We start from the raw sequence: 26,136 nt of genomic DNA, 5'->3' as shown, positions 1-26,136 counted from the left end.
TATTAGTTTGAATTGAGGAGACAGCAATGAGTAGCGGTCGTATCATTCAGATCATCGGCGCGGTTATCGACGTCGAGTTTGAACGTAACAGCGTTCCTAAGATCTATGACGCTCTCCAAGTTGACGGTACTGAAACTACTTTGGAAGTTCAGCAACAACTTGGTGATGGTGTAGTTCGTACCATCGCAATGGGTTCTACCGAAGGCCTTAAACGTGGTCTTAACGTAACTAACTCTGGTGCGCCAATTTCTGTACCAGTGGGTACTGCCACTCTTGGCCGTATCATGGACGTTTTAGGTCGCCCAATTGATGAAGCTGGTCCTGTAGCGACTGAAGAACGTTTGCCGATTCACCGTCAAGCGCCTTCTTATGCTGAACAAGCAGCGTCTACTGATCTTTTAGAAACTGGTATTAAAGTCATCGACTTACTTTGCCCGTTTGCAAAAGGTGGTAAAGTTGGTCTGTTCGGTGGTGCCGGTGTTGGTAAAACCGTAAACATGATGGAATTGATCAACAACATCGCGAAAGCTCACTCAGGTTTATCTGTGTTTGCTGGTGTTGGTGAGCGTACTCGTGAAGGTAACGACTTCTATCACGAAATGAAAGATTCTAACGTTCTTGACAAAGTAGCAATGGTCTACGGTCAGATGAACGAGCCACCAGGTAACCGTTTACGCGTAGCGTTGACTGGTTTGACTATGGCTGAATACTTCCGTGATCAAAAAGATGAAAACGGTAAAGGCCGTGACGTATTGTTGTTCGTTGACAACATTTACCGTTACACATTGGCAGGTACCGAAGTGTCTGCACTTCTAGGTCGTATGCCATCTGCGGTAGGTTACCAACCTACACTTGCAGAAGAAATGGGTGTTCTTCAAGAGCGTATTACGTCTACTAAATCTGGTTCGATCACATCGATCCAAGCAGTATACGTACCTGCCGATGACTTAACAGATCCATCGCCTGCAACTACATTTGCTCACTTAGACGCAACTGTAGTATTGAGCCGTGACATCGCATCTTCTGGTATTTATCCAGCGATTGATCCACTTGACTCAACTTCACGTCAGTTAGACCCATTGGTTGTTGGTACTGAGCATTATGAAATTGCACGTTCTGTACAGAACGTATTGCAACGTTATAAAGAGCTTAAAGACATCATCGCAATCTTGGGTATGGATGAATTGGCAGAAGAAGATAAATTGGTTGTTTACCGTGCGCGTAAAATCCAACGTTTCTTCTCTCAACCGTTCCACGTAGCTGAAGTGTTTACTGGTGCTCCTGGTAAACTTGTACCGCTTAAAGAAACAATTCGTGGCTTTAAAGGTCTATTAGCTGGTGAATACGACCACATTCCAGAACAAGCGTTCTATATGGTTGGTGGTATTGACGAAGTGATTGCGAAAGCCGAGAAACTCTAATTTAAGGAGATCATCTCATGGCGACTATGCAATGTGATGTCGTAAGTGTTAAAGAGTCTATTTACTCTGGCGCTGTGACTATGCTTATCGCAAAAGGTGCAGGTGGTGAATTGGGTATTATGCCTGGTCATGCTCCACTTGTAACTTTGCTTCAACCAGGACCGATTCGTGTTCAGTTGGAAAATGGTACAGAAGAAATCGTCTATGTATCAGGTGGTGTTTTAGAAGTTCAACCGCATGTTGTAACGGTACTTGCAGATACTGCAATCCGTGCTGACAATTTGGATGAAGCTGCAATTATGGAAGCACGTAAAAATGCTGAGCAATTGTTAGCAAACCAAAAGAGCGATTTGGACAGTGCTGCTGCTTTGGCTGCTTTGGCAGAAACTGCTGCACAGTTGGAAACCCTCCGCAAAATCAAGAATCGTGCAGTGTAATTGTCGATTTGAGATTGAGAAGCCACCGAAAGGTGGCTTTTTTTATTGGGGGAAACACGCTATATTATTATTTTGTGAATTAAGGCACTTAAATAATAAATATATAGCACTGGTTATTAATTTATCTGGTTAAAAATATATTTATTTAATTTCATAATATAATGAATATTTTATATGTGGAATATTATAACAATAATTATCATCAAGATAAAAACAAATAATAATAAAAATGACATTTATTTTACAGAAATATGAATCTTTTATTTCAAAATGCTATTTTAAATAATAAGAATAATATCGATTTATAATGAAGTTTTATTATTTAAATAATGAAGATTTATTAACCAAAGTGTAACATGTCCTCCTTATTATCTTCCGATCAGTATATTTTATGTCGGAAATATCTATGCGTTATTGGGAAAGTGAAAAGAGGAATAAACCACATATTGAATTAATCCCCATGATTGATGTCATGATGTTTTTATTGGTATTTTTTGTGTTGATTAGTTTGAATGTTATTCCTTCACAGGGGTTAAAAACACAGCTACCTTCAGCGACAACTGCCCAATTATTAAAGCCACAAAATAAAGCTATTGTGACATTAACTAAAGATCATATTCAGTTAGATGGTAAAGAAGTTAGCCTTGACCAGATGATCCAGCAATTGCTTGCACAGAAAAAGAAAGAGACGCAAACAGCCGTGATTATTAACAGTGACAAAGCAGTTGAAGTTGAGCAGTTAGTGAAGGTGATGGATCGATTACGCGCTGATGGGTTTACGTCTGTTTCACTGGCAGCACGGAAGCAATGATATGAACCTTATTTATCGAAATAGGCATGTGATTAGCTGGTTGCCTGCATTATTGATCGGGGCATATTTGCTGCTGTTAAGTTCGGTAGATATTTTAAAAGTAAAACCAAAATATGAAGATAAAGCCATAGAAATTAGCTTGGCCGAACCTTTGCCAGAACCGACACCACCACAGCCAGAGCCGCAACCAGAACCTAGACCACAGCCTGTACCTGTAGCGACACCAGAACCTCCACCCGTTGAACCTGAGGCTGCAATTGAGCAGGTCAAACCAAAGCCAAAAGTGGTGGAGAAGAAAGTCGAAGCGAAAAAGGTTGAGGAGCCGAAACCAGCCCCTGTCAAAGAAACAAAAAAGACAGACGTGAAAGCTGAACCGAAAGCAGAACGTAAAGCTGAAGCGAGAGCAGAGCCGAAACAGGAACCAAAACCTGTCCAAAAACCTGCGCCTGAAGTGAAAAAAGTCGAACCGAAACCTGAACCAAAGCCCGAGTCTAAGCCTGTGAGTAATGCTTCTGCTGAGGCGGCTTATGTCGCAAAAATCCGTGCAGCAATTGAGGCACAAAAGCGCTACCCAACAGGGCGAGAGGCTTCTTTGGAGCGTCCAGAAGGCAATGTAGAAGTCTGGTTGGAAATAGATCGTTCAGGGCGAGTTTTAGACTCAGGCATTTCGAGCAAATCAAAAAGTATGTTGTTAAATCGCTCAGCCACACAAAGTCTACAAAGTATTAAGCATGTCGCGCCATTTCCTGATGACGCATTTGCAGGTCAGAGCAGTAAAAAAGTTTTAGCTACATTGAATTATCAAGCACCTTAATAATTGTATTGGAAGATCACAATGAAATTTTTTGAAAAGAAACATTTATGTATTTCGATATTGTCAGTGATGTCTGCAATGACAGTACATGCAGCAGATGAAGCCATCAATGTCGGGACAATTAATGTCAAGGGGCAGTCATTGGGCGGTGGGAAGATGGTGGTGGAAGACACACCAAAAGCCCGCTCAACAGTGACCAAAGAAGCATTGGAAAAAGACCCTGGAATTGGTAACGCACTCGATAAAATCAAGAACGTGCCGGGTTTTCAGGTGACTAGTACCGACTCTTCAGGGATTTCTGGTTTAAGTTATACCATGCGTGGGATGGATGCGAGTCAGATCGGATTATCTGCCGATGGTATTCCTGTTAATGATTCGGGGAACTATGCGGTTTATCCAAACCTTTTAGGCGATTCGGAAAATATTGATTCTGTATTTGTAACCCAAGGTTCTTCTGAAAATGATGGCCCGCATATTGGTTCGAGTGGTGGTAATATTGGTTTGACCACCAAACGACCTGATAAAAAAGCAGGTGGATATGTTGAACAGACATTTGGTTCAAATAGCCTGCAAAAAACATTTATTCGTTTAGAAACAGGGAAAATTGGAAACTTTAGTGCATGGGTTTCTGCATCAAATACCGAAGCCGATAAATGGAAAGGTCTTGGTAATTTAAAAAACAAAAAGTTTGAAATGGATACATTATATGAGGCAGATAATGGAAACAGTAGTAATTTAATTGTTAAATATAATGTACAGAATAATTATAACTATAATACGATTTCTAAAAAGGATTATGACACACCTGAAAATGCAGATGGGACAACAGGGCATCAGGCAGATTATTCAACCAATCCAGCCAATAGTAAATCTTATCGATTGGCACGTAACCCATTTGAAAACTTAACGATTAGTTTTACTCAAAAGTTGATTTTATCAGATAATATTAACTTAATGATTCAACCTTATTATTACTACGGTAATGGTGGTTCTGGAAATGGTCAGTCTTATGTTCTTGCAGGGGATGATAAGAAAGCCAATAATTATAATTTAAGTGGTTTCCCAACTTCATCTTCAGCGGCAGCAAAATACTGGCGCCCATCTTGGACACAAACTTGGCGTCCGGGGATAACAACAAAACTGAATTGGAATATTAATGACCAACATAGTGCTACATTCGGTTATTGGTATGAAAAAGCGCGTCAACGTCAAACTCAGCCGTACATTCCTTTAAATGCAGATAATAGCCCAAGTACAATATGGGCCAACGATGCCTCAGGTAAGTTAACGGACAATAATGGCAACATTATTCAGGGTCGTAATCAGTTCACCACCACACCTGCACAACGTGTTTGGGCGCAAGACACTTGGACAGTGAATCCGAACTTAACCTTTATTGGTGGTGTGTCGTATGAATATGTACAACGTAAAGGTGACAACCGTGGTGCTTTAGCAGTTGCCCCAGAAAAACGTGAAGCGACATATCGCGAGTGGTTACCAAACTTCAGCGCACAGTATAAATTCAATGACTCAAATCAGGTGTTCTATAACCTGTCAAAAAATATGCGTACCCCGCAAAACTATGTTTTGTATAACTCAGGCGATTCGATCAATTTAGACCCTGAAATTACATGGAACAACGAATTGGGTTATCGCTTCCAAACCAAAGACATGCTGTTTAGTGCTACAGCGTTTTATATGAACTATAAGAACCGTCAATTGTCTAGCCGTACCGTAGATGGCGACTATGAAATGATTAACGTCGGGAAAGTCGATACCAAAGGCTTAGAGTTTGAATGGAGTGGTAATTTACCGTATCACTTTAACTACTATTTGTCTTATAGCTATACCGATGCAGAGCAAAAAGACAATATCCGTGCCTATGGTGTATCGCTACCAACAGAAGGCAAACAGGTTCCTGGATCTTCTAAGAATGCTTTGACAGCAACATTAGGCTATGACGATGGTCGTTTCTATAGCAACTTTACAGGTCGTTATCTCAGCTCGTTCTATGGTGATATGACCAATAAAGAAGAAATTGGCGGTCGTACCGTATTTGATTTGGCAGCAGGTTACCGCTTCCCGATCAACAGCAAATCGGTGAGTGATGTGACACTTCGATTTGGTGTGAATAACATCTTCAATAAAGAATACATTGCTGCAATTAGTTCGCCGATTACATCGGGCACCATTAACTATGCCAATAGCTCAGGTGCTGCAAAAACCCAAAACACAACGGCTTATTACACGATTGGTGAAGAGCGTACTTACGTCGCTTCACTTTCTGCGAAATTCTAAGGAGGCGATCATGAACGCTGAACTGATTCATAATATTATTTTCTATGTCATGTATGCTTCTATGGTTTTACTCTGTATCGTTTTTGTTGAGCGAGCCATTTACTTTGCATATACGTTAAAACAAGGCCGCGTTATCAATGACGCATTAGAAAAAAATGCCACATTGCCAGCCAACCAGCAGGCAAATAATCCAGTGTATAAAATGGTTGAACCATTTTTGAAAACATCACTACGCTCTGAAACTGAACGTGCAGATTTATTGGAAAAACAATATATTCAAACCAAAGGCTTGCTTAATCGTGGCATCTGGATTTTAGAAACGATTGTGACGGCTGCACCGCTATTAGGATTGTTGGGTACCATTTTAGGGATTATTGATACCTTTAGTGCATTGGCGACATCTGGCGTGTCTGACCCAAGTAAAGTATCAGCAGGGATGGGAACCGCACTGTATGCAACAGGTCTAGGGATTGCAATTGCACTGGTGGCATTGGTTGCCAACAACTTTTTAAGCAGTCGTATGGAAAAAATTACTGAATTGTTGAAAGTGTTGTTGATCAATGTTGATAAAGGCTCAAAAGCAATGCATAACACCAATGCAAAGATTGTGGATGAAAAGCAATATGCTTAAGTCTACTGTATCTAGACGGACTTCGGTTCGTCTTGCTGTTTCTTGCCTATTGGGGCTGAGCATTAGCTCGGCCTTTGCCAAAGTTGAATCGCAAGGTTTTGAACTGGTCTATAACGCACCTGTTGAAACATCATTGCAAAATCCAGATTTACGCAGCGCTGCACCTGTGTGGCGCGAAATGTTCCAACATGCCAAACAGCGTATCGATATTGCCCAGTTTTATGTTTATAGTCAGCCTAACTCCAGTCTGGAAGAGGTGATTGAGGCACTGACACAGGCAGGAAAACGAGGGGTGAAGATTCGTTTTCTGGTGGATAAAAAAGGCATGGGCATGTCGAACCCCGAAACGATTGCCAAAATCAAAGCGATTCCAAATTTGGAATTTCGTGTCATGGATTTTGCCAAAATCCAAAATGGTATTATCCATGCCAAATATATCGTGGTAGATCAAAAGACTGCATTTGTGGGCAGCCAAAACTTTGACTGGCGCGCATTGACCCATATTCATGAAACAGGGCTACGCATAGATGATGCCGCAACGGTAAAACAAATAGACGATATTTTTGCGTTGGATTGGCAAAATCAACAGCGTATTGAAAATCATCAGGCTTTGATTCAGATTCAGCAACATGCTGAATTACAGCAGCCATTATCGGGGCATTATTTACTGGCAAGCCCTGCAAGTGTAACGCCTGCTGAAATTTTTGATACTGAAAAAGAATTTCCAAAACTCATCGCTCAGGCGAAAAAGAATATTGAAATTCAGGTGATGCAATACGCACCATTACAATATAGCGATACAGGTTCACGACTGTTCTATGGCACAATTGATAATAGCTTACGCGCGGCAGCAGCCCGTGGTGTAAAAATTAAATTATTGGTGTCGAACTGGAATTTAAAACAGCCTGATCTTTCGTGGTTAAAAAGTTTGGCGCTTGTACCCAATATTGAAATCAAGGTTGTGACCATTCCCAAAAGTAAAGATGGGTTTATTCCGTTTGCCCGAGTGGTGCATAGTAAATATATGGTGATTGACCAAAAAACCGCATGGGTCGGAACATCGAACTGGCAGGGTGGGTATTTTGATCATTCACGAAATTTGGAAATGGTGCTGAATGATGGCAAATTGGCACAGCGTTTAGAGCAATTGCATCAGCAGCTTTGGGACAGCCAGTACGCCGAAACACTTGATATCAAAAAACAATATCATGCAGTGAATCCGGGGAAAGATGAATAAATTTTTAGAGGTGAATCGAAGAAAAGCAGTGCTTGCCTCCCTACTTGGGGCAAGCATTTTGGTGGGCGGTTGTCATACGTTCAATGAGCATCGTGATGTTTTATGGGAAATTGTTCATAAGCGCTGTGGAACTTCGAAAGACTCCAAAAAAGATTGTTTGGTGATACAACCTGACTATGTTGTGCTACGAGACATAAAAGGGCCTGTGCAAACTTTAATTATTCCAACGCAACGGGTCAGTGGCATTGAAGATAAAGCGTTGTTAAGCAAAAATCAGCCGAATTATTTTGAAAAAGCTTGGCAGCAGCGAAGCATTTTAAATCAGCAAAATCAAAAAGATATTGATCCTGCTTATCTGTCATTTACGGTCAATTCACGATTTGGTCGGACACAGGATCAGCTCCATATTCATTCATCGTGTTTACGTCCCGATGTTTATCAGACTTTGCAACGCTATCGTCCTCAAATTGGTGAGCAATGGCAGACGTTGCCTGAAACAATTCTGGGACATCACTACGTTGCGAAACGAATTTCATTGCAACAGTTATCAGAGCAAAGTCCATTTTTAACTTTGTGGTCGTATGCACAAAAGCAACCGCAAGCAAAAATGGGTAGATATGGCTTAGGGCTGGTCTCGATTTCGCATGGCGAAGCGATTTTATTGGCGACCCGATTTAATGTGAACGAGTTGAATAGAGGCTCGATAGAAGAAATTCAGGATACCCAGTGTACGCTTAGCCATTAAATATTTTAAGTAAAATCAGTTATAAAGATGAAATTGTAAAAGAAACAAGGTAATAAAAATTGATGTTAAAGACAGCAGGTGTGACCGTTGAAAATTTGGGACAACATTCATTGCAGGCATTACGGGTCGAAAATGAATTTTGTTCTGCACTGATTGCGTTACAAGGCGCACAGGTTGTTGAATTTACGCAAAAACAAATGCAGAAACCACTATTATGGTGTTCTGAATTAAATTCATATCAACAAGGGAAAGCCATTCGTGGCGGTATACCACTTTGTTTTCCGTGGTTCGGAGCGAACCCTGTACATGCAGATCACCCTTCACACGGGTTTGCCCGCAACTTGCCGTGGCAATGGGTGGGTGCCGATGTCAATGAATCTGGACATCATTTGGTTTTTGAATTACGTGACAGTGCTGAAACCAGAAAATACTGGGATTTTGCATTTTGCTTACAGATGACAATTCATTGTGGGGCTGAACTACAATTAGAATTGAACCTAAACAATTTAGACCCGCACGATTTTGAATTTGGTTTTGCATGGCACAGTTATTTCCCAACGGACATTCGTACCACTCAGATTTCAGGTTTGATGGGGGAATCTTATATTGACCAACTGGATCATAATGCAATTAAGCAGCAGGATGCAGAATGGATTCAATTTACGGCAGAAACAGACCGAATTTATGCCACGACACAAGGTCAATTTGTTTTACAACAAAATCCACAGCAGCATATTTTGATTCAGAGTAATGCAAAAAGTGCGGTGATTTGGAATCCGTGGATTGAAAAAGCAGCTCGATTAAACGATGTACGAGATGACGCATGGCAAGATTTTGTCTGTATTGAATGCGGGCAGATTGCGACGCAAACCCAAAAACTACAAAGTGGTCAGCACATCAAATTTCAAATGAAAATTGCAAAAAAATAGAACAATATATAAACAAGCTATTTTTACAAAGTCAGCAATTTCAAGCACTTAAAATAGAATTGTTATCTCACTGTAAAAATAGCTAAAAAATGATCAAATACCTACCAAAGACCAACCTTGCGTCCTTTATTTTATAAAAATGAGAATGGTTCTTAAAAAATAAAAACCATGACTCAGGTAAAAAAAATAAGGAGAATATGGAATGGGAAGCACAATGAAAGCCGCTGTCGTCACAGCATTTAATCAACCTCTAGAAATCAAAGAAGTCGAAATTCCAAAGGTCAGCGCTGGCAAAGTCTTGGTCAAAGTCATTGCAACAGGCGTATGTCATACCGATTTACATGCCATGCATGGCGATTGGCCAATTAAACCAACCGTACCTTTTATTCCGGGTCACGAAGGCGTGGGTGAAGTGATTGAAGTGGGTGAGGGAATCACACACTTAAAAGTCGGCGATAAAGTCGGTATTCCTTGGTTATATTCTGCTTGTGGTCATTGTGATCATTGTTATGCAGGGTGGGAAACGCTGTGCAAGGAACAACAAAATTCGGGTTATTCTGTTAACGGTAGTTTTGCCGAATATTGCCTTGCCGATGGCGATTATGTCGGAGTCATTCCTGAAGGTGTCGACTTACTTGAAATTGCCCCGATTTTATGTGCAGGCGTAACCGTGTACAAAGGTCTGAAAATGACTGAAGCCAAAACAGGCGATTGGGTTGCGGTTTCTGGGATTGGTGGTTTAGGTCATGTTGCTATTCAATATGCAAAAACCATGGGTTTTAATGTGATTGCGATTGATGTTGATGATTCAAAAACTGATCTAGCGAAAAAACTCGGTGCTGATGTAGCGATTAATGCCTTAAAAAGCAATGTAAAAGAAGAAGTCTTAAAAGCAACAGGTGATGGTTGTCATGGTGTGTTGGTGACGGCTGTTTCTCCAAAAGCGTTTGAGCAGGCGGTATCGATTGTTCGCCGTGGTGGAACGATGGTACTCAATGGTTTACCACCAGGTAAATTTGACTTGTCCATTTTTGATATGGTACTTGATGGTATTACTGTCCGTGGTTCTATCGTGGGTACACGTTTGGATTTGAAAGAAGCCTTGGATATTGCAGCACGTGGTAAAGTTAAAGCACATATTGCCGTTGAGCCACTAGAAAATATCAATGATATTTTTGAGCGTATGGAACATGGAAAAATTGATGGTCGTATCGTGATTGATATGCGGCTTTAAGCAATTCTTAAAAAGAAAAGAGGGTACATATGACCCTCTTTTTCTTATTTATGGATTATCGAACGACTCGAATGACGTGATGTGTTTTGGTGTTCATAAGAACATATTGGCCGTGGACTTTATACCATTGTTGATAACGTCCTGGGCGGGGTAACTGTTTATAGTGGCGGTAATCCACAACAGAAGCTTGGCGGAAATGTTCATCTGCCATTCGGTCACCCACACGCCAGTGGTCGGTTGGGCGGGCATCATGATGGGGCTGCATCATTGGTCCATTTGGACGGGCATCATGATGAGGTTGCATCATCGGCGCATTCGGCTGGTGCTGTTCATGACGGTCATTGGGTTCAGCGAAAACAGATGCGCTTGCAATTGCGGTTGATACTGCAAATAGAATGGTTTTTACGATGGGTTTCATGTTGAATTCCTTTTGTTCATTTTTTTAAATTTAGTAGGACTATTAAACCAATTAAACATTCAGGAAACATGTAGTCTTTGTAATATTTATTTTGTGATCTGTAGTCATGATTTACATCAAATAGATAAAGTATGAAGAAAAGCGCTGACCGTGTAAGCGTATTTTATCTATAGTCATTTCTTGTAATGATGTGAGGGATTGCTCCCTCACAAGCGTGATTATTTTGCTAATTCAGCTTCAATCGCTGCAACAATTTCAGGATTATCTGCTGTCATGTCTGGCGCAAAACGTGCGACAACTTCACCTTTTTTATTAATCAGGAATTTTTCAAAGTTCCAAAGTACTTCAGGTTTTGGATTTGGTGTTAAACCATAATCCACAAGGTCTTTCCACCACGGACCTTCACCGATACGTTCAGGTTGCGCCTGAATCAATGTTTGATAAAGTGGATGTTTGTCTTCGCCTGCAACCGAAATTTTGGCAAACAATGGGAAATGTACGTCATAAGTCAGTGAACAGAACTGTTGGATTTCTTCTTCACTGCCCGGTTCTTGGGCTAAAAAGTTATTTGCAGGGAAACCTAAAATTTCTAGACCTTGCGTATGTTTTGCCTGATACAGTTTTTCAAGCCCTTCGTACTGTGGGGTAAGGCCACATTTTGATGCCACATTGACGATTAAAAGCACTTTACCTTGATACTGATTTAAAGTGGTTTCGTCGCCCTTGATTGTTTTCACGGGAATATTATAAACAGAGTTGCTCATGTCCTTGCTCTTTCAATAAAGTTGTTCAAGCTGTTGTAAGGGGATTTGGACGAAATTACAAGACGTGTTTGTTGATCTGTATTGTAATTAGGCAGACTGCCGTAATTGTTGCGGGGTTTGCCCTGTATAGCGTTTAAAAAATTCAATAAAACTAGAGCTATGGCGATATGCCAAACTTCATCGTCGACATATTGCTTTTAACATAAAGTTATTGTTTAGCACATCAATCACAGCATGCTTTAGGGTTATTCAGCCCACGTGCCAAAGTGAATAAACTCATCAGTGCCAATAAAATAAAGCTCAACACGCCATAGATCAGCGTGGTTTCATTAAAATGATCGACCACCATGCCACCAAAGAGTGAGCCTGCGGCAATCATGACTTGGAACATGCCAACAAATAAAGGCATTCCTTTTTCAACAGCTTGAGGTGCATGAAGGAACATCCAGATATTGCCAGAGGTTGGAAATGCGCCAAAAGCAAAGCCCCATAAGGCTGTTAGGATGAAAGCCCCAAATTCATGAATGGCAAAAATAGGAAAACCTAAAAATACGATGGCAAAACATAATCCGACAAATGCAAGGGTGTAACGAATATTCAGATTACCGCTATATCCAGCAAAAGCATTTCCAAAAATGCCTGCAACGCCATAAAGCAGTAGTAAAGTGCTAATGGTTGATGGACTAAAACCCGCAATATGTTTAAAGAATGGTGCAAGGTAGCTGTAAGCACAGAAATGTGCCAAAGCAATGAGCAGCACAATAAGCATGCCAAGACGCGCCTTTTTGACACGCAAAAGTGCAGGTAAGTCACGTAAGTGAATTGCAGATTCGGGAATCAGTTTTGGTAAGCTAAAAATTTGGATGAATAAAACGAGTGTACCAATGGCGGCGGTAATTCCAAACGCACTGCGCCATCCATAAAAAGAACTAAGCCATGTTCCGATTGGTACGCCAAGTACGGTGGCAAAAGTAACCCCTGCCATCACAATAGCTGTTGCTTTGGCAATCGGTAAATGAGCAGGAGCGAGTTTTCCACTCAGCGCAATGGCTGTTGCCCAAAAACCGCCAATCGCAACCCCTAAGATCAGGCGACTGAACAGTAAAAACTGAAAATTATTGGCAAAGGCAGTACAGGTATTGGCAATCACCATAATCGCGGTGAGGAGAATAAGAACGTAACGCCGATCCAGTTGTTTAAATGAAACTGACAGTAGCGGGGCAGCAAGTGCTGCGGCAACACCTGGCAAGGTAATGACCAATCCTGCTGTACCTGTGGAAATACCGAGGTCACTCGAAACATTATTGAGAACACCAACAGGGAGAAATTCGCTCGTCACTAAAGCAAATGCCGCAATTGCAACGGCCAATAGCGCAAACCAACTTCCCTGAGTGGGGGCAGGTTGAGCGTCAGACAAAGGCGTATGTTCCATCAGAAAGATCCTGTGAAAAGTTTATGATGAAGAGAAGAAATAATTTAATAGTGATCGCTATAAAATAAAAATAGTTGAATAAAACTGATTCGTCAATTAATTTATTAGTGATCGTTAAAAAATAGATGTAGTTTTCATGACAGATAAACCCGTAGATGAAGCTGTTGCCTGTTCGATGGATGCTCCGAAAAAAAAACGAGGGCGACCGAAGTGCTTTAGTGAACAACAGGCACTAGAAAAAGCAATGTTGCTGTTTTGGGAATATGGCTATGAAGCAACATCGATTAGCGATTTAACACACGCATTAGAGATTACAGCACCAAGTTTATATAGTTGCTTTGGTGATAAAGCGTCGCTGTTTTACCGTTGTATTGATTACTATCTGGAACATGAAGCCTGTCCCATTGTGCCAATTTTTGAGCAGGCAAAAACAGCAAAAGTCGCCTTTGAAATCTACTTATATAACAGCATTCAACGCCTGATTCAGCCCAATAAACCCTCTGGGTGCATGTTGATTGTTGCGACAGTCAATTGTTCAGAACAGACCCAACAGGTACAGCAAAAGATATTAGAAAAACGCTTACAGGAAAAAGAAAAACTACGGCAACGCTTGAAGCAAGGTATTTTGGATGGTGATTTAGTACCAGATGCCCCAATTGAAGAGATGACCGATTTTTATGCCACGGTCATTCAGGGATTGACCTTGCAGGCGCGTGATGGCGCTACGCAAACACAGTTACATAAAGTCGTTGAGCATGCGATGCGATTATGGAATTTATTTTCAGCGAAATGAATGGATGTCGAAAAATCGGTATAAATGTCTGAAAAGCGATATTTTCATTAAATGCGACATTTTGCACAATATATCAAGGTTCTGTAAAAATAGAGATGACCGCTATGTCGCAATTTTTAAAAAATAAAGGCTGGGGCTTTTTGTTGCCTTTACTGGCTGTTTTTATCTGGTCGCTGAATATTGCGGTTACGCGTTATGTTTCTGATTATATTCAACCTGTCAGTATTAGCTTTTATCGTTGGTTTATCGCATTTCTGGTGTTAACTCCGTTTATTGCACCGCGTGTCTGGCGACAGCGGCAGCAGGTTTACCCTCATTTTAAACAACTGGCTGTGTTGTCTGCTTTTGGCATGGTGTTGTATCAGGGGTTGGCCTACATCGCAGCGCACCATACCACCGCGACCAATATGGGGATTATTAATGCTTTTATTCCTGTATTTACCATTTTTGTGTCGATGCTGATTTTAAAAGAAATACCCAACCGCTTTGCCATCGTTGGCAGTATTTTGTCTTTTGCAGGGCTGCTGTATGTGATGGGGCAAGGGAATATCTGGGCTGCATTGTATCAATTAGGACAGCACTGGAGCGGTGATGTGCTGATGATATTGGCGGTATTCTTTTATGCGTTTTACGGTGTTTTTCTGAAAAAATGGCAATTGGGATTGCCGCTTTTGGTGAGTGCCTATGTGCAAATCGGTTTTGCGCTGATTTACCATTTACCTTTTATTTTATATGTAGGTTTAGATACGCTCAATGTACAAAATGTTGCAAGTGTTTTGTATGCAGGGCTTTTCCCGTCTTTGGTTGCACCAGTATTATGGATGTTGGCCATTCAGCAACTTGGCCCAAATCGAACCAGTATTTTTATGAATTTAATGCCTGTGTTTACCGCAATCATTGCATGTTGGTGGTTAGGTGAAACATGGACGATTTATCATACGATTGGGGGCGGGGTGATTTTATTTGGGGTGTTATTGGCACAGAAAAAAACACCTCAGAAGCAGCCTGAAATGGTACAGGATTAAGCCGTAAAACATTCCTAGACTTGAAATTATGTCATGTGTTGTAACATCTCAACTTATATGTAGATGTCAACATAGACGAAAGCTCAACAGACGTTATAATCAAGTCGCTATATTTTTTCTGTATCGAATCCTGAGTGCGGACAACATGAATATCGTTTATTTACATGGTTTTCAAAGTGGCCCGCTTTCCATTAAAGGACAGCAGTTAAAACAATATTGTCAACAGCATCATCCCGACATTACTGTACATTTACCCGATTTAAATTTACCGCCATTGCAAGTGATGCAGCGCATAGATGAATATTTTCACACACTGGAAAATGTGGTCTTGGTCGGTAGTAGCTTAGGTGGTTTTTATGCGACTTGTGCCGCTTTAAAATATCGTTGCCCAACCGTGCTGATTAATCCTGTTGTGCAGCCGTGGCGGCTGTTTCAAGAACGCTTTTCTGATATTCAATTACCATATCAAGTCCATGAAAACTGGCGACTAGATCAGCAGCATTTGACCGAGCTAGAGCAATTGCATCAGCCTAGTGTGCAAGATCTAGACAATTTCTTAGTGTTATTGCAACAAGGTGATGAAGTTTTGGATTATCGTGAAGCAGAACGCTATTATAGGCAGGGAAAGCATTGCGGTTTGGTGATAACCGAAACAAGCGGTAGCCATGCAATGACTAATTTTGTTGAAAAAATTCCCATGTTGCTGACCTTTCTGTCACACAGCTTGTAACTTAAGGAACATAGATCACGTGTCACAATATACGGCTCAATCGCTCGAAGTATTATCAGGTTTAGACCCCGTTCGCCGTCGTCCGGGGATGTATACCGATACTTCACGTCCAAATCATTTAGCACAAGAAGTCATTGATAATGCAGTCGATGAGGCATTGGCAGGTCATGCCAATAAAATTTGTGTCACAGTGCATGAGGACGGTTCATTGTCGGTACTGGACAATGGTCGAGGAATGCCTGTCGATATTCACCCCGAATATGGTCAAAGTGGGATTGAAATTATTTTGACCAAACTGCATGCAGGTGGCAAATTCAGCACCGATAACTACCAGTTTTCAGGTGGTTTGCATGGGGTGGGGATTTCGGTTGTAAATGCGTTATCGACCCGTGTCGAAGTGGAGGTTCAGCGTCAGGGCAATCTGTACCGCATGGCCTTTGAACATGGCGAAGTTGTGTCTGGACTAGACATATTAGAAGGAAAAGCACCAAAACGTGCCACGGGAACGCGGGTTCGTTTCTGGCCAGATCCTCAATATTTTGACAGTCCAAAATTTGCTTTAAAAGCTTTAAAACATAACTTAAAAGCCAAAGCTGTTTTAGCGGCAGGGCTGCATATTAGTTATGTCGATGAAATAAATAATGAAAAGATCGATTGGCAATTTGAAAATGGCTTAGTTGATTATTTGATGGATGAGTTGCAGGATCGGGAAATTATTCCTAACCCTGCCTTTGTTGCACAAGGTAATGCAGAACGTGCCAGTTGTGAATTCGCCATTTGCTGGAATGCGGAATCTGGCGAGCATATTCAAGAAAGTTATGTCAATTTGATTCCAACAGCACAAGGCGGAACACACGTTAACGGGTTGCGTTCAGGAATCACAGAAGCATTACGAGAATTTTGTGAAATGCGCAATTTATTGCCACGAAACTTAAAACTCTCTGCCGAAGATGTTTGGGATGGCGTGAACTATATTTTGTCGTTGAAATTTCAAGAGCCACAATTTTCAGGGCAAACCAAAGAACGCCTTTCAAGCCGTGAAGCTTCGGCAGTGGTGCTCAACATTGCCAAAGACGCGTTTACTCTATGGCTGAATCAAAATACCGATACTGCCATGTTGTTAGCAGAAATGGCCATTAACAAAGCGGGGCGCCGTTTAAAAGCTGCAAAAAAAGTTGAACGTAAACGTATTGTAGCAGGGCCTGCTTTACCGGGTAAATTGGCGGACTGTGTCGGGCAAACCCGTGAAGAAAGTGAACTGTTTATTGTCGAAGGTGACTCTGCGGGCGGTAGTGCCAAACAGGCACGAGATAAAAACTTCCAAGCGATTATGCCAATTCGAGGTAAAATTTTAAATACATGGGAAGTTGCTTCCGATGAAGTATTAGCTTCACAAGAAGTACATGACATTGCCATTGCGATTGGGGTTGATCCGGGTAGTGATGATTTATCTGAATTGCGCTACGGCAAAATCTGTATTTTGGCCGATGCCGACTCGGATGGTTTGCATATCGCTACATTGTTGTGTGCTTTATTTGTGAAACATTTCCCTGCATTGGTGGAAGATGGACATTTGTTTGTGGCAATGCCACCGTTGTTCAGGATTGACGCGGGTAAAGATGTTCATTACGCACTCGATGAGCAAGAGCTTGAAGATACGTTAGCAAAAGTGAAAACCAAAAATCCGCAAATTACCCGATTTAAAGGACTGGGTGAAATGAATGCGGGACAACTGCGTGAAACCACGATGGATCCGAACACACGCCGTTTAGTTCAGCTTGATTTGGATGATATGCATTTAACTGCGGGATTGTTGGATAAATTACTTGCCAAAAAACGCTCGGCAGACCGTAAGCAATGGCTGGAGCAAAAAGGCAATTTGGCAGATCTGGCTGTTTAAGTGCAAGCGTGAAGGGGAGTCTCTCCTTCACGCCAGTTCAACATTACAGTGTGTTTGGGTCTTGGTGGGTTTGACGATATAAATCCCACTCGTTTTGTTCCTGTCCATTTGGCAATTTGCAGTTATTAAATTCATTGCCAAAAGCATCTTTTAAATGACGCAATTTACCGCCTTGCTGAATACAATATTCGCTTGCGGGGTTTGGCATACCAATTTTTTTCTCTTTATGGTGTACAAATGGAATATGTGAACATGCTGTCATAGCAAGGCTACAACAGAATATAGAGATAAAACTAACTTTTTTCATAACCAACTAAACAATCAAAGCATTTAGAGCGACTATAAAACAGATTGACCCAGCAAAGATTTATGTTTTTGCAAATTTTCCGTAGAAAAATGTAGCGTACGCTTCATTTTAACCATGAATTTCTACTGCCTGTTTAAACGAAAAAACATCACAATTGGCATCGCCACCAACGCGGTCAATGACTGCAAAATCACTTGGGCTTTCGAGTGTTAAAAGGGGATGGTGCCATGTTCCTTGCCGATAATTCACCCCTTGCATGCCATTGGAAAGAAAGGCGTGAATTTGGGTCACATCAGGTTCAAGTGAGTTTAAGGCAGGTGCAACCACAATCAGAAACTTTTGCCCCTGCATGGGAATAAATGCCTGAGAACCTTTGGGATGGCGCTCGAGCATGTTAATTGCCAATGGAAGAGACGTTGTCTTGATATTGCGAAAAATACTAATGCCGACTTTGGCTTCGCCCTGAACTTCGGTTTCAGCCAATGCGTGATAGCGTTCGGTATGGGCATCGTTAATATGGAAAAAAGCATTTCCTTCACAACTGATGACCTCACCAAAGGGTGCAAATGCTTCGGCAGTTAAGGCGTGTACAGGCACTTGGATTATCGACATGACATCATCTCTTTAATAAGGTTATGCAATTTTTCCCCATAAACGTATCCGGCTAATTCCACCATCAGGAATCATATTGACACGGATATGACTGATTTTTTCATGACTTAAAAGTTCATCAAGATAACTGTGAATATGATCCATTTGCATATCTTGCGCTTCGAGTAAGAATGGCCAGAACATACTTTGAGGAATCAATTGTTCATCGGTTGCATCTTCGATATAAATTGCCTGAATCGAGACTTGTGCAGGGTAATTCCCTTTAAAGTGAGCCGTATCAATTTCTAGTTTTTCGACTTTACCAGCCTGACCTAATGCCAGAATACACCAGTCAAAACCTGGGGCGCGACGACGTTTAGTTTCCCAGCCGTCCCCCATATTTACCCCACGTCCAGGGTTAATCAAGTTTTGTGGATGCCCATAGTGCGCATCGCTAAAAGCAACGACTCGTCCACCATTTTTTAGGGCAACCAAGTCAAGCGTTGCATTTGCCTGCTGTTTTGGCAATGCAACCTGACCATAAACACGGAAACGTGCCACGCCACCGTCGGGGAAAATATTGAGGCGGATATGGGTAAATACTTGGTCAGATGCTGAGGTTTCAAAGATATGATGTTGACTTGAACCCAACACGTGGTTGTCTAGCACGGTTTGCCACTCGGCCTGTTCAAGCTGATCATCGGGTGCATAACAAGCTTCGACAGATGCCGATGCAGGGTAGTTCCCTGTAAAAAAAGTTGTATCAATATCAAATGCCTGAAGCGTTCCTGCAACACCCAGTTTGATAATGCACCAGTCAAAACCTGCATGACGCTTGCGACGGGTTTCCCATCCATCCATCCATTTTCCGTGATCATCGAACTCACCTTCAATAAAAACAGGCGGTTCAAATTGCAGCATACGTTTTGCATCAGCAAAAAACTGATCTGAACAGCTGACAATTTCGGCACCGATACGGGCATCGGCTAAATTGGTGAATGAAGCGAGGTGAGATGGGAGTTCAAAAAGCGGAGCAAGTAATGTTGCCATGAAGATTCCTGTGTGTTTGTCACTGTTCTTTTCAATGAAATACCAATCATATATATCATAATCTGTGATATTTATATTGTTAGATTCGGGGCTTTGCCCTCGGCATCGAAAGTCGAGATAAAGTGTCAACACATCCAAGCATGATTTATGCCAAAAAGATGCAAAGTGAACCACAAGATGCGACATATTGGGCAAAATGGCATAGTTTTGGCATGAAATTGGACAAATAATGTATAAGCATAGGGGATGAATAGATGGAAATCGTCATTATTGGTGCAGGCATGGGCGGATTGACCACGGGCATTGCACTAAAAAGATTCGGGCACAAAGTTTCTATCTATGAACAGACAGTGGAAATTCGACCTGTAGGTGCTGCTATCTCGCTGTGGTCAAATGGGGTGAAATGCCTGAACTATTTGGGTTTAACTGAACAGATTGCCCAACTGGGCGGGCAGATGGATGCTATGGCCTATGTCGATGGACTTACAGGTGAAACCATGACCCAATTTGGTTTACAGCCGTTGATTGAAGAAGTCGGGCAGCGTCCATATCCTGTTTCACGTGCAGAACTGCAAAATATGTTGATGGATGAATTTGGACGAGAAAATATTCATCTGGGTAAGCGTATGGTGTCTTTGCAAGAAACCAATGGCAAAGTCAAAGTTGAATTTCTGGATGGCTCTACTTTAGAAACAGAATTACTGATTGGGGCAGATGGAACACATTCGATTACACGTGCATATGTATTAGGTGAACAGGTTCAACGTCGTTATGCTGGGTATGTTAACTGGAATGGTCTGATTGACATGTCTGAAGAAATTGCTCCCGCAGACCATTGGACGACTTATGTCGGTCAGGGCAAAAGGGCATCTCTTATGCCGATTGCGAAGCATCGGTTTTACTTTTTTCTAGATGTGCCGTTACCTGTCGGGCTTGAAAATGATCGAAGCCAATATAAAACTCAATTAAAAGAGTATTTTGCTGGCTGGTGTCCGCAGGTTCAAACCTTAATCGACCATTTAGACCCTGAAACAACCAATCGGGTTGAAATTCATGACATTGAACCGTTTTTAAAGTTTTATAAAGGGCGGGTAGTATTGGTGGGCGATGCAGCACACAGCACTACACCAGATATCGGACAAGGCGGTTGTCAGGCAATGGAAGATGCCATTTATTTAGCACGTGCCTTGCAAATCAATACCTTGGGTATTGAAGATGCTTTGTGTCGTTATCAGAATAAACGCAATGAACGAACCAAAGAACTAGTATTACGGGCGCGAAAACGCTGTGATGTGACTCATATGCAAGATCCAGCAGTGACAACCCAGTGGTATAACGAATTACGTCAGGAAGAAGGGCCACATATTATGAAAGGCATTGTCAGTAATATTATTGGGAATGTTTTAGATTAGGCATGTTGGGTTGGTTGAAGCTGCTGATTTCCTCAACAACTTCAACCATTTATTCTTAGAAATGGAAATCAACACGAACCATTGGTGTGCTGGCAGTTGCGCCTTTATCACCATTGGTTGGGTTCCCAAATTTGTTACGCCAATATTGGTATTCAGCACCTACACGTAAGGTTTTATCATTTTTGCCCCAAATCAGTGGGCTTAAGTCATACATTAACATGGCATCAATGTTGGTTTCAGGTGCAGTTTTACCGCCAAACTCATTTTTGCCTTTAGAGTCAATCCATAACGCATAACCTTCAAAGGACAAAGGTGTTTTTGCAATCGGGATTCCCCATGTTAACTGAACGGCAGCGTGTGGGTCGTAGTTATAACGTGAGTCGATGCCTCTTGGTTTGTTACTTTCAAAAAATGCCAAAGCACTTAAGCTTAAGAAACCAGGCACATCAAAGTTAATGGTTGGCCCCACAACCCACATCTGTTTTCTAGATGCGTAAGAATCATTTTTGGTATTCCAGTCGAAACCTGCTGTTAACGCATAGCCACGAATTCCCGGAGATGAGAGATCTTTGTGGATGACTTTACCAATATCGATATTGTTACGATAAACGACATAGACTTCTCGAGATCCTTTTTTGTCTGAACCATCGCCGTAGACTTCATTATCTGACTGTAAAAAATCAATATTTAAAAAGTTGGTTCCGTATGTGTAACCACTGCTATGCGTAAATGAATAGATCTTTTTGGTGATATGTTTCTTTGAGCCATCGTCATTATTTTTATATGGTTCTGAAAAGTCACCACCATAGCGCAAACCCAAAGCATTATCGCTCCATGTCAGGGCTGAGGCTTGCTGTGCTGTTAAAAGTAAGCTAGATGCACTGAGTAGACCCAACATTACATTTTTGTTTCGAAGGAACATTTTTTTTAAAAACATAAAGGGCAATCCCCCAATGACTGATGATAACGATGCTATCTGTTGAAAAAGGTTAGCTATGTTGGTTCTTTCATTTGAAATAAATCAAGCAACATAGATCATGCATGGATTGACACGCAAAAACTGAGCCAATTTAAACGGAAATACATCAAAAATACATTAGAAAATATCAAAAATTTCAAATAATGGAGAAATATTATTCTTATAAAAGCCAAAACATCATGATGCTTTGGCTTTTAGCGGTTAACTGCCGCGATAGGTTGAATAGGCGTAAGGGCTAATTAATAGGGGAATGTGATAGTGCTCGTTTTCCTGAGCAATGAAAAAACAAATACAGACTTTGGGAAAGAATGTCGAAATATTCTGTGCTGCAAAATAAGCTGCGATTTCAAATTCAAGCTGATATTCCCCAACAGAGAGTGACTGAAGCCCAAAATCTGACACACGACCATCCTGATTGGTCAGCGCATGCCCCAACAGGTTGTGTTGAGCATCATAAAGTTTAATCACAACATCGCCGGCAGGTTTGCCCAAATGCGTATCGAGAATATGCGAACTGATCATGATTCAATTTCCTGATCTAGCCGAAGGATTGCAATTTCAGCCAACTGCTGTTTGACAATATCCTTTTCAGTTTCGAAATCATTTTGTAGTCGTTGTTGCATTTTTTCTAAAATATCCTCGCTAGTTAATCCTGCGGCTTTAATCAGGAAAATAAAACCAAACTTTGCTTCATAGCTTAAATTCGCTTCGTGAAGGGCATCTAACGTGGTTTGATCCTGAGAAACCCCTGCCTGTTCCCGATCTGACAAGCTTTGTTCCTTGGCTGAAAGCTTTTGTCGCGCTTGTTTTTCTCCAATTCTAGGATGTGAATTGAGTGATGTTTTAACCTCTTGCCATGTCCATGAACTGGTTTGCTGCTGTGCAAGCTGAATCAGGGAATGCTTACTTTCATAAGGACGATGTTCACTTAAAAGCATCATCCACGATGGAATATTGACGCATTGTTTTAATATGGTTTGTGCTTGAACCAGTGGGATTTGGTTAAATTCAGAAATATGCACAGTGAAGTCCCCTAAGTTATTTATTCTCTAATAGAAAATGTGCAATAAATAGGCTAAATGCAAGCGAAATGATGTAAAGAAACGCAAAAGCATCGAGAGGGAAATTTTCCCTCCTGTGCATTAAACATTTCATTTCTTATAGATGATATTTATACCAGTGTTCTGCAATATCATGACGACGGCAAATCCAGACCCGTTCATGCGACTGAACATAATCTAAAAAGCGTTGTAAGGCTCTAAAACGTCCCGGTTTTCCTAAAATACGGCAATGCATGCCGATTGAGAGCATTTTAGGTGCCGTGTCTCCTTCGGCATACAAAACATCGAAAGCATCTTTTAGATATTGGTAAAACTGCTCGCCACTATTAAAGCCACCCGGAGAACTAAACTTCATATCATTGGTTTCAAGGGTGTAGGGAATGATCAGATGTGGACGTGTTTGACCAGCCTGATTGGTGAGTGTGGTCCAGAACGGAAGATCATCACCATAGTTGTCGCAGTCATATTTAATTTGAGGAAATTCAGCTAAAAGCTGACGAGTGTTGGGGCTGTCACGACCTGTATACCACCCGATTGGGGCTTGACCAAATAAGGCTTCCAAAACAGATAAGGCCTGATCCATATACTGCCGTTCAGTTTCAATATCCATATCCTGATAATGAATCCAGCGCTGACCATGCGAAACAATATCGTAGTTGGCAGTTTTAATTGCTTCGACAATATAAGGATTACGAATCAGAGCCATCCCCACCCCAAAAATGGTCATTGGCAAATTACGTTTTTGGAACTCTTCATGAATGCGCCAAAAACCTGCACGTGCCCCATATTCGTACATTGAATCCATCGACATGTGTTTTGCGGGGAAACTCGCTGCACCAATAATATCTGAAAGGAATTGTTCCGATCCAAAATCGCCATGTTCGATATGGTTTTCACCACCTTCTTCATAATTGAGTACAAATTGCACGGCAATTTTGGCTTGGTGAGGCCATTTTGCATGAGGTGGCTGTCCATGATAGCCAATTAAATCACGCGAATACGGTGCAGATTGGATTGCATGTATCAAATCCTGACCACGCAAGTAAGATGTTGTCACGATTGGTTTCCTTTTGATCATTTTTTGAAAATTGTACTTGCATATTTTCAAGTATAGCCTGATATTGAAAATATAAGGACACTAAAACATATGCAAAAATGGTGACAGATCTTTCATAAATGTTAGATAAAATCACGACATATAATTGAAAGAATACGTCAACAAAAGCCTATGTTTAAAGGTGCTAAAACAAGGATGGTTGTGAGTTTTTGCAGTTTGCAAATAGATGAGAAGAGCAGAGGATGATTTATGAACATTGAAATCCGTACAGATAAAAATATTCAAAATAGTGATCGTTTAATTAGTTACATTCGTACTGAACTAACCAACGAATTTCAACGTCATAGCGAAAAAGTTACCCATATTTCAGTCCATTTGAGCGATGAAAATGGGGCAAAAGGGGGCGATGAAGACCTACGTTGTCTGATCGAAGCCCGTCCTGCAGGATTAAAAACAGTCGTCGTGAGTCATAAAGCGGGTAATATTGATGCTGCTGTACATGGTGCAATTGACCGCCTGAAACGAGGTCTTGAACATGTATTTGAGAAAAAAGACCATACCAGAACCAAACCGCTAGAATTCACAGAAGATGAAGCGTAAAGCAGACTTATAGAATTTGTTTCAAAAAAAGCTCCGTAAGGAGCTTTTTTTGTCTCTAGATCAAAAAATATTGTTAAACTGCTAAAAGTACAGCACTTCCATTTGAATAGGTTATTGAGAACTATATGCTAACAACATTACAACAAGCATTCATTCAAGCTATTGAGCAATTAGACCTTGAAAAAGTCAAAGGTTTGTTAGCAGATGGTCTTGATCCGAACTTTATAGAGCCAGAAAAAGGCCCCCCGATTTCAATCATTTGTGATGCTTTATTCCAATGGTGGCAGCCAATTTATGATGGCTATGAAGAAGGGCAACCACTTTCTGAGGAAGAAAAACAACAAGGCCTTGCGATTTATCTCGACATTATGGATGTCCTTATTGCGGCAAAAGCCAATGTTCATTTATGGGATAGCGAAGAGTTTTTTGGCCCGCTTTGGGATGCAGCAAGTGCTGCTTGTGTTCCTGCCGTGAAGCGCTTACTTGATGAAAAAGTGAACCCAAACACTTTGGACGATGAGGGCTTAACGATTCTTTCCTCAATTAGCCAGTTGATGTATGAATGTGATTTTGATGAAATTGAATGGGAGCAGACATGGCCAGAAGAGAAGCAAACGTTACAATTGCTTCGTGAGCATGGTGCTAAAATGACCAAAGAAATGAATCTAACAAAATAACGATTTGGATAATTTATGAAAATATGGAAAACAACCGCATTGGGGCTTGCGCTTGCCTATAGCATGCCAAGTCTTGCAGCAGATTTCTCTTTTGATCGCCCTGGTTCTGGGTTTGGAACAGGCATTACCCCTGTTGGACATTTGGCTTGGGAACAGAGCCTACCGACAGTGACATATAACAAAGAGTCGACCTCATCAGGCTTTGAAAAAACCACTACGGTTCAAGGCGATATGCTGTTGCGAACAGGTCTGGCAAAAGACTGGGAACTTCAGGTTGGATGGGATGGTCCAGCATGGATGAAAGTTAAAAGCCCAGCAGGCAAATTTGAAGATCATGGTTTAGGTGATGTTTCCGTTGGCGTGAAAAAAGCCATTGATTTACAAGATGACAAAATGACTATGGCTGTGTTGGGTCGCGTGTCTTTTGCAACGGGTAATCAGAATTTCACAGAAAACCATGATGTCTATACTTTAGGTTCAACAGTTGCTTACCAACAAAATGACATCTTGAATACCAGTATTACCATGTACTATGAAGTAGAAGATGGTGACTGGTCGGTGACGGCTGTTCCAACGATTAACTATAAATTATCGAATAAATGGTCAGGCTATTCTGAATTTGTATATCGCAAAAAAGAAAGTCAGGCTGACCACACCTCATTGGCAACAGGTTTAATTTACGCATTGAATGCACGTACTCAGCTAGATGCCAGTGTCGGTTTTGGTTTGTCAGGTGATGCACCTGATTACTTCGGTGGTCTTGGCGTTGCTTTCTTATTTTAA

Annotated in this window: 28 protein-coding genes and 1 pseudogene; 18 read left to right on the top strand and 11 right to left on the bottom strand. The window is 41.3% G+C overall.

Features of this window, described 5'->3' with window-relative positions; all coding sequences use genetic code 11:
• The first annotated feature begins 26 nt into the window (after positions 1 to 26).
• The 10 genes from atpD (at position 27) to adhP (ending at position 10,557) form a co-directional block, all read left to right on the top strand.
• Positions 27 to 1,421, top strand: a complete 1,395-nt coding sequence (gene atpD, locus ABDV70_RS09090) for a F0F1 ATP synthase subunit beta (RefSeq protein WP_343597198.1) — start codon at positions 27 to 29, stop codon at positions 1,419 to 1,421.
• A 17-nt stretch (positions 1,422 to 1,438) separates the two neighbouring features.
• Complete coding sequence (locus ABDV70_RS09085) at positions 1,439 to 1,858, top strand: F0F1 ATP synthase subunit epsilon (protein ID WP_343597197.1); 420 nt, start codon at positions 1,439 to 1,441, stop codon at positions 1,856 to 1,858.
• Between the two features lie 391 nt (positions 1,859 to 2,249).
• Positions 2,250 to 2,669 (top strand): biopolymer transporter ExbD, encoded by a 420-nt coding sequence (locus tag ABDV70_RS09080; RefSeq protein WP_343597195.1) that lies wholly within the window; start codon positions 2,250 to 2,252, stop codon positions 2,667 to 2,669.
• 1 nt (position 2,670) lies between these two features.
• Positions 2,671 to 3,483 (top strand): energy transducer TonB, encoded by an 813-nt coding sequence (locus ABDV70_RS09075; protein WP_343597194.1) that lies wholly within the window; start codon positions 2,671 to 2,673, stop codon positions 3,481 to 3,483.
• Positions 3,484 to 3,504: 21 nt separating this feature from the next.
• The gene (locus ABDV70_RS09070) at positions 3,505 to 5,781 is read left to right on the top strand and encodes a TonB-dependent receptor (RefSeq protein ID WP_343597193.1); all 2,277 of its coding nucleotides are present in this window, start codon (positions 3,505 to 3,507) and stop codon (positions 5,779 to 5,781) included.
• A 10-nt stretch (positions 5,782 to 5,791) separates the two neighbouring features.
• Positions 5,792 to 6,412, top strand: a complete 621-nt coding sequence (locus tag ABDV70_RS09065; protein ID WP_343597192.1) for a MotA/TolQ/ExbB proton channel family protein — start codon at positions 5,792 to 5,794, stop codon at positions 6,410 to 6,412.
• Positions 6,405 to 7,649 carry a phospholipase D-like domain-containing protein gene (locus tag ABDV70_RS09060; protein WP_343597190.1) on the top strand — a complete coding sequence of 415 codons (1,245 nt, stop codon included), beginning with the start codon at positions 6,405 to 6,407 and terminating at the stop codon, positions 7,647 to 7,649. The genes ABDV70_RS09065 and ABDV70_RS09060 overlap by 8 nt, the downstream gene beginning before the upstream one ends.
• A complete protein-coding gene (locus tag ABDV70_RS09055; protein ID WP_343597188.1) occupies positions 7,642 to 8,394 on the top strand; it encodes a CDP-diacylglycerol diphosphatase in 753 nt (250 codons plus the stop codon). The genes ABDV70_RS09060 and ABDV70_RS09055 overlap by 8 nt, the downstream gene beginning before the upstream one ends.
• A gap of 62 nt (positions 8,395 to 8,456) precedes the next feature.
• The gene (locus ABDV70_RS09050) at positions 8,457 to 9,323 is read left to right on the top strand and encodes a D-hexose-6-phosphate mutarotase (protein WP_343597187.1); all 867 of its coding nucleotides are present in this window, start codon (positions 8,457 to 8,459) and stop codon (positions 9,321 to 9,323) included.
• A 202-nt stretch (positions 9,324 to 9,525) separates the two neighbouring features.
• On the top strand, positions 9,526 to 10,557 hold the full coding sequence (gene adhP / locus ABDV70_RS09045) for an alcohol dehydrogenase AdhP (protein ID WP_343597186.1): 1,032 nt from the start codon (positions 9,526 to 9,528) through the stop codon (positions 10,555 to 10,557).
• A 55-nt stretch (positions 10,558 to 10,612) separates the two neighbouring features.
• On the opposite strand, the gene ABDV70_RS09040 is transcribed toward adhP, so the two are convergent.
• The 4 genes and pseudogenes from ABDV70_RS09040 to ABDV70_RS09025 form a co-directional block, all read right to left on the bottom strand.
• Entirely contained in the window at positions 10,613 to 10,975 is a 363-nt protein-coding gene (locus ABDV70_RS09040; RefSeq protein WP_343597185.1) for an RcnB family protein, read from the bottom strand.
• Between the two features lie 218 nt (positions 10,976 to 11,193).
• Complete coding sequence (locus tag ABDV70_RS09035; protein ID WP_343597183.1) at positions 11,194 to 11,739, bottom strand: glutathione peroxidase; 546 nt, start codon at positions 11,737 to 11,739, stop codon at positions 11,194 to 11,196.
• An 87-nt stretch (positions 11,740 to 11,826) separates the two neighbouring features.
• A pseudogene (locus ABDV70_RS09030) lies at positions 11,827 to 11,913 on the bottom strand (AraC family transcriptional regulator); the annotation flags it as partial.
• A gap of 49 nt (positions 11,914 to 11,962) precedes the next feature.
• A complete protein-coding gene (locus tag ABDV70_RS09025; protein WP_343597182.1) occupies positions 11,963 to 13,171 on the bottom strand; it encodes an MFS transporter in 1,209 nt (402 codons plus the stop codon).
• Positions 13,172 to 13,307: 136 nt separating this feature from the next.
• Between ABDV70_RS09025 and ABDV70_RS09020 the strand changes: the two genes are divergently transcribed.
• The 4 genes from ABDV70_RS09020 (at position 13,308) to parE (ending at position 17,619) form a co-directional block, all read left to right on the top strand.
• Positions 13,308 to 13,964 carry a TetR/AcrR family transcriptional regulator gene (locus tag ABDV70_RS09020; protein WP_343597180.1) on the top strand — a complete coding sequence of 219 codons (657 nt, stop codon included), beginning with the start codon at positions 13,308 to 13,310 and terminating at the stop codon, positions 13,962 to 13,964.
• Between the two features lie 104 nt (positions 13,965 to 14,068).
• Entirely contained in the window at positions 14,069 to 14,989 is a 921-nt protein-coding gene (locus ABDV70_RS09015; RefSeq protein WP_343597178.1) for a DMT family transporter, read from the top strand.
• 145 nt (positions 14,990 to 15,134) lie between these two features.
• The gene (locus ABDV70_RS09010) at positions 15,135 to 15,719 is read left to right on the top strand and encodes a YqiA/YcfP family alpha/beta fold hydrolase (protein ID WP_343597177.1); all 585 of its coding nucleotides are present in this window, start codon (positions 15,135 to 15,137) and stop codon (positions 15,717 to 15,719) included.
• Positions 15,720 to 15,738: 19 nt separating this feature from the next.
• On the top strand, positions 15,739 to 17,619 hold the full coding sequence (parE, locus tag ABDV70_RS09005) for a DNA topoisomerase IV subunit B (protein WP_343597176.1): 1,881 nt from the start codon (positions 15,739 to 15,741) through the stop codon (positions 17,617 to 17,619).
• A gap of 43 nt (positions 17,620 to 17,662) precedes the next feature.
• On the opposite strand, the gene ABDV70_RS09000 is transcribed toward parE, so the two are convergent.
• The 3 genes from ABDV70_RS09000 to alc form a co-directional block, all read right to left on the bottom strand.
• Positions 17,663 to 17,881, bottom strand: coding sequence for a DUF333 domain-containing protein (locus tag ABDV70_RS09000; protein WP_343597174.1), 219 nt, complete (start codon positions 17,879 to 17,881; stop codon positions 17,663 to 17,665).
• A 153-nt stretch (positions 17,882 to 18,034) separates the two neighbouring features.
• Complete coding sequence (locus ABDV70_RS08995) at positions 18,035 to 18,538, bottom strand: ureidoglycolate lyase (protein ID WP_343597172.1); 504 nt, start codon at positions 18,536 to 18,538, stop codon at positions 18,035 to 18,037.
• 21 nt (positions 18,539 to 18,559) lie between these two features.
• Entirely contained in the window at positions 18,560 to 19,567 is a 1,008-nt protein-coding gene (gene alc, locus ABDV70_RS08990; RefSeq protein WP_343597170.1) for an allantoicase, read from the bottom strand.
• Positions 19,568 to 19,821: 254 nt separating this feature from the next.
• On the opposite strand from alc, the gene hpxO reads away from it, so the two are divergent.
• Positions 19,822 to 20,979, top strand: a complete 1,158-nt coding sequence (gene hpxO / locus ABDV70_RS08985; protein WP_343597169.1) for an FAD-dependent urate hydroxylase HpxO — start codon at positions 19,822 to 19,824, stop codon at positions 20,977 to 20,979.
• 55 nt (positions 20,980 to 21,034) lie between these two features.
• On the opposite strand, the gene ABDV70_RS08980 is transcribed toward hpxO, so the two are convergent.
• The 4 genes from ABDV70_RS08980 to puuE form a co-directional block, all read right to left on the bottom strand.
• The gene (locus ABDV70_RS08980) at positions 21,035 to 21,916 is read right to left on the bottom strand and encodes an outer envelope protein (protein WP_343597168.1); all 882 of its coding nucleotides are present in this window, start codon (positions 21,914 to 21,916) and stop codon (positions 21,035 to 21,037) included.
• Positions 21,917 to 22,159: 243 nt separating this feature from the next.
• Entirely contained in the window at positions 22,160 to 22,480 is a 321-nt protein-coding gene (gene uraH, locus ABDV70_RS08975; protein ID WP_343597167.1) for a hydroxyisourate hydrolase, read from the bottom strand.
• The gene (uraD, locus tag ABDV70_RS08970) at positions 22,477 to 22,980 is read right to left on the bottom strand and encodes a 2-oxo-4-hydroxy-4-carboxy-5-ureidoimidazoline decarboxylase (protein ID WP_343597166.1); all 504 of its coding nucleotides are present in this window, start codon (positions 22,978 to 22,980) and stop codon (positions 22,477 to 22,479) included. The genes uraH and uraD overlap by 4 nt, the downstream gene beginning before the upstream one ends.
• A 136-nt stretch (positions 22,981 to 23,116) precedes the next feature.
• The gene (gene puuE / locus ABDV70_RS08965) at positions 23,117 to 24,076 is read right to left on the bottom strand and encodes an allantoinase PuuE (RefSeq protein ID WP_343597165.1); all 960 of its coding nucleotides are present in this window, start codon (positions 24,074 to 24,076) and stop codon (positions 23,117 to 23,119) included.
• A 249-nt stretch (positions 24,077 to 24,325) separates the two neighbouring features.
• Between puuE and ABDV70_RS08960 the strand changes: the two genes are divergently transcribed.
• The 3 genes from ABDV70_RS08960 to ABDV70_RS08950 all read left to right on the top strand — a co-directional run bounded on the left by ABDV70_RS08960 (position 24,326) and on the right by ABDV70_RS08950 (position 26,136).
• Complete coding sequence (locus tag ABDV70_RS08960) at positions 24,326 to 24,676, top strand: HPF/RaiA family ribosome-associated protein (RefSeq protein ID WP_343597164.1); 351 nt, start codon at positions 24,326 to 24,328, stop codon at positions 24,674 to 24,676.
• Between the two features lie 125 nt (positions 24,677 to 24,801).
• Positions 24,802 to 25,353 (top strand): ankyrin repeat domain-containing protein, encoded by a 552-nt coding sequence (locus ABDV70_RS08955; RefSeq protein ID WP_343597162.1) that lies wholly within the window; start codon positions 24,802 to 24,804, stop codon positions 25,351 to 25,353.
• A 15-nt stretch (positions 25,354 to 25,368) separates the two neighbouring features.
• Positions 25,369 to 26,136, top strand: a complete 768-nt coding sequence (locus tag ABDV70_RS08950; RefSeq protein WP_343597161.1) for a transporter — start codon at positions 25,369 to 25,371, stop codon at positions 26,134 to 26,136.

Origin of the sequence: Acinetobacter sp. (assembly GCF_039596015.1) — a bacterium.
In the GTDB taxonomy this organism is placed as follows: Bacteria; Pseudomonadota; Gammaproteobacteria; order Pseudomonadales; family Moraxellaceae; genus Acinetobacter.
The sequence above is the reverse complement of the archived record's forward strand: the minus strand, read 5'-3'. Positions and strand labels throughout refer to the sequence as shown.

Excerpts from the sequence above, each read along its gene's own strand:
- ABDV70_RS09020 (WP_343597180.1), top strand. The coding sequence starts at position 13,308 with ATGACAGATAAACCCGTAGATGAAGCTGTTGCCTGTTCGATGGATGCT.
- ABDV70_RS09070 (WP_343597193.1), top strand. The coding sequence starts at position 3,505 with ATGAAATTTTTTGAAAAGAAACATTTATGTATTTCGATATTGTCAGTG.
- ABDV70_RS08960 (WP_343597164.1), top strand. The coding sequence starts at position 24,326 with ATGAACATTGAAATCCGTACAGATAAAAATATTCAAAATAGTGATCGT.
- ABDV70_RS09085 (WP_343597197.1), top strand. The coding sequence starts at position 1,439 with ATGGCGACTATGCAATGTGATGTCGTAAGTGTTAAAGAGTCTATTTAC.
- ABDV70_RS09025 (WP_343597182.1), bottom strand. The coding sequence starts at position 13,171 with ATGGAACATACGCCTTTGTCTGACGCTCAACCTGCCCCCACTCAGGGA.
- ABDV70_RS09040 (WP_343597185.1), bottom strand. The coding sequence starts at position 10,975 with ATGAAACCCATCGTAAAAACCATTCTATTTGCAGTATCAACCGCAATT.
- ABDV70_RS09075 (WP_343597194.1), top strand. The coding sequence starts at position 2,671 with ATGAACCTTATTTATCGAAATAGGCATGTGATTAGCTGGTTGCCTGCA.
- ABDV70_RS09080 (WP_343597195.1), top strand. The coding sequence starts at position 2,250 with ATGTCGGAAATATCTATGCGTTATTGGGAAAGTGAAAAGAGGAATAAA.
- ABDV70_RS08950 (WP_343597161.1), top strand. The coding sequence starts at position 25,369 with ATGAAAATATGGAAAACAACCGCATTGGGGCTTGCGCTTGCCTATAGC.
- ABDV70_RS09060 (WP_343597190.1), top strand. The coding sequence starts at position 6,405 with ATGCTTAAGTCTACTGTATCTAGACGGACTTCGGTTCGTCTTGCTGTT.
- hpxO (WP_343597169.1), top strand. The coding sequence starts at position 19,822 with ATGGAAATCGTCATTATTGGTGCAGGCATGGGCGGATTGACCACGGGC.
- alc (WP_343597170.1), bottom strand. The coding sequence starts at position 19,567 with ATGGCAACATTACTTGCTCCGCTTTTTGAACTCCCATCTCACCTCGCT.
- ABDV70_RS09065 (WP_343597192.1), top strand. The coding sequence starts at position 5,792 with ATGAACGCTGAACTGATTCATAATATTATTTTCTATGTCATGTATGCT.
- ABDV70_RS09035 (WP_343597183.1), bottom strand. The coding sequence starts at position 11,739 with ATGAGCAACTCTGTTTATAATATTCCCGTGAAAACAATCAAGGGCGAC.
- ABDV70_RS09000 (WP_343597174.1), bottom strand. The coding sequence starts at position 17,881 with ATGACAGCATGTTCACATATTCCATTTGTACACCATAAAGAGAAAAAA.
- ABDV70_RS08980 (WP_343597168.1), bottom strand. The coding sequence starts at position 21,916 with ATGTTTTTAAAAAAAATGTTCCTTCGAAACAAAAATGTAATGTTGGGT.
- ABDV70_RS09050 (WP_343597187.1), top strand. The coding sequence starts at position 8,457 with ATGTTAAAGACAGCAGGTGTGACCGTTGAAAATTTGGGACAACATTCA.
- ABDV70_RS09055 (WP_343597188.1), top strand. The coding sequence starts at position 7,642 with ATGAATAAATTTTTAGAGGTGAATCGAAGAAAAGCAGTGCTTGCCTCC.
- ABDV70_RS09010 (WP_343597177.1), top strand. The coding sequence starts at position 15,135 with ATGAATATCGTTTATTTACATGGTTTTCAAAGTGGCCCGCTTTCCATT.
- adhP (WP_343597186.1), top strand. The coding sequence starts at position 9,526 with ATGGGAAGCACAATGAAAGCCGCTGTCGTCACAGCATTTAATCAACCT.
- uraH (WP_343597167.1), bottom strand. The coding sequence starts at position 22,480 with ATGATCAGTTCGCATATTCTCGATACGCATTTGGGCAAACCTGCCGGC.
- ABDV70_RS08995 (WP_343597172.1), bottom strand. The coding sequence starts at position 18,538 with ATGTCGATAATCCAAGTGCCTGTACACGCCTTAACTGCCGAAGCATTT.
- ABDV70_RS08955 (WP_343597162.1), top strand. The coding sequence starts at position 24,802 with ATGCTAACAACATTACAACAAGCATTCATTCAAGCTATTGAGCAATTA.
- atpD (WP_343597198.1), top strand. The coding sequence starts at position 27 with ATGAGTAGCGGTCGTATCATTCAGATCATCGGCGCGGTTATCGACGTC.
- ABDV70_RS09015 (WP_343597178.1), top strand. The coding sequence starts at position 14,069 with ATGTCGCAATTTTTAAAAAATAAAGGCTGGGGCTTTTTGTTGCCTTTA.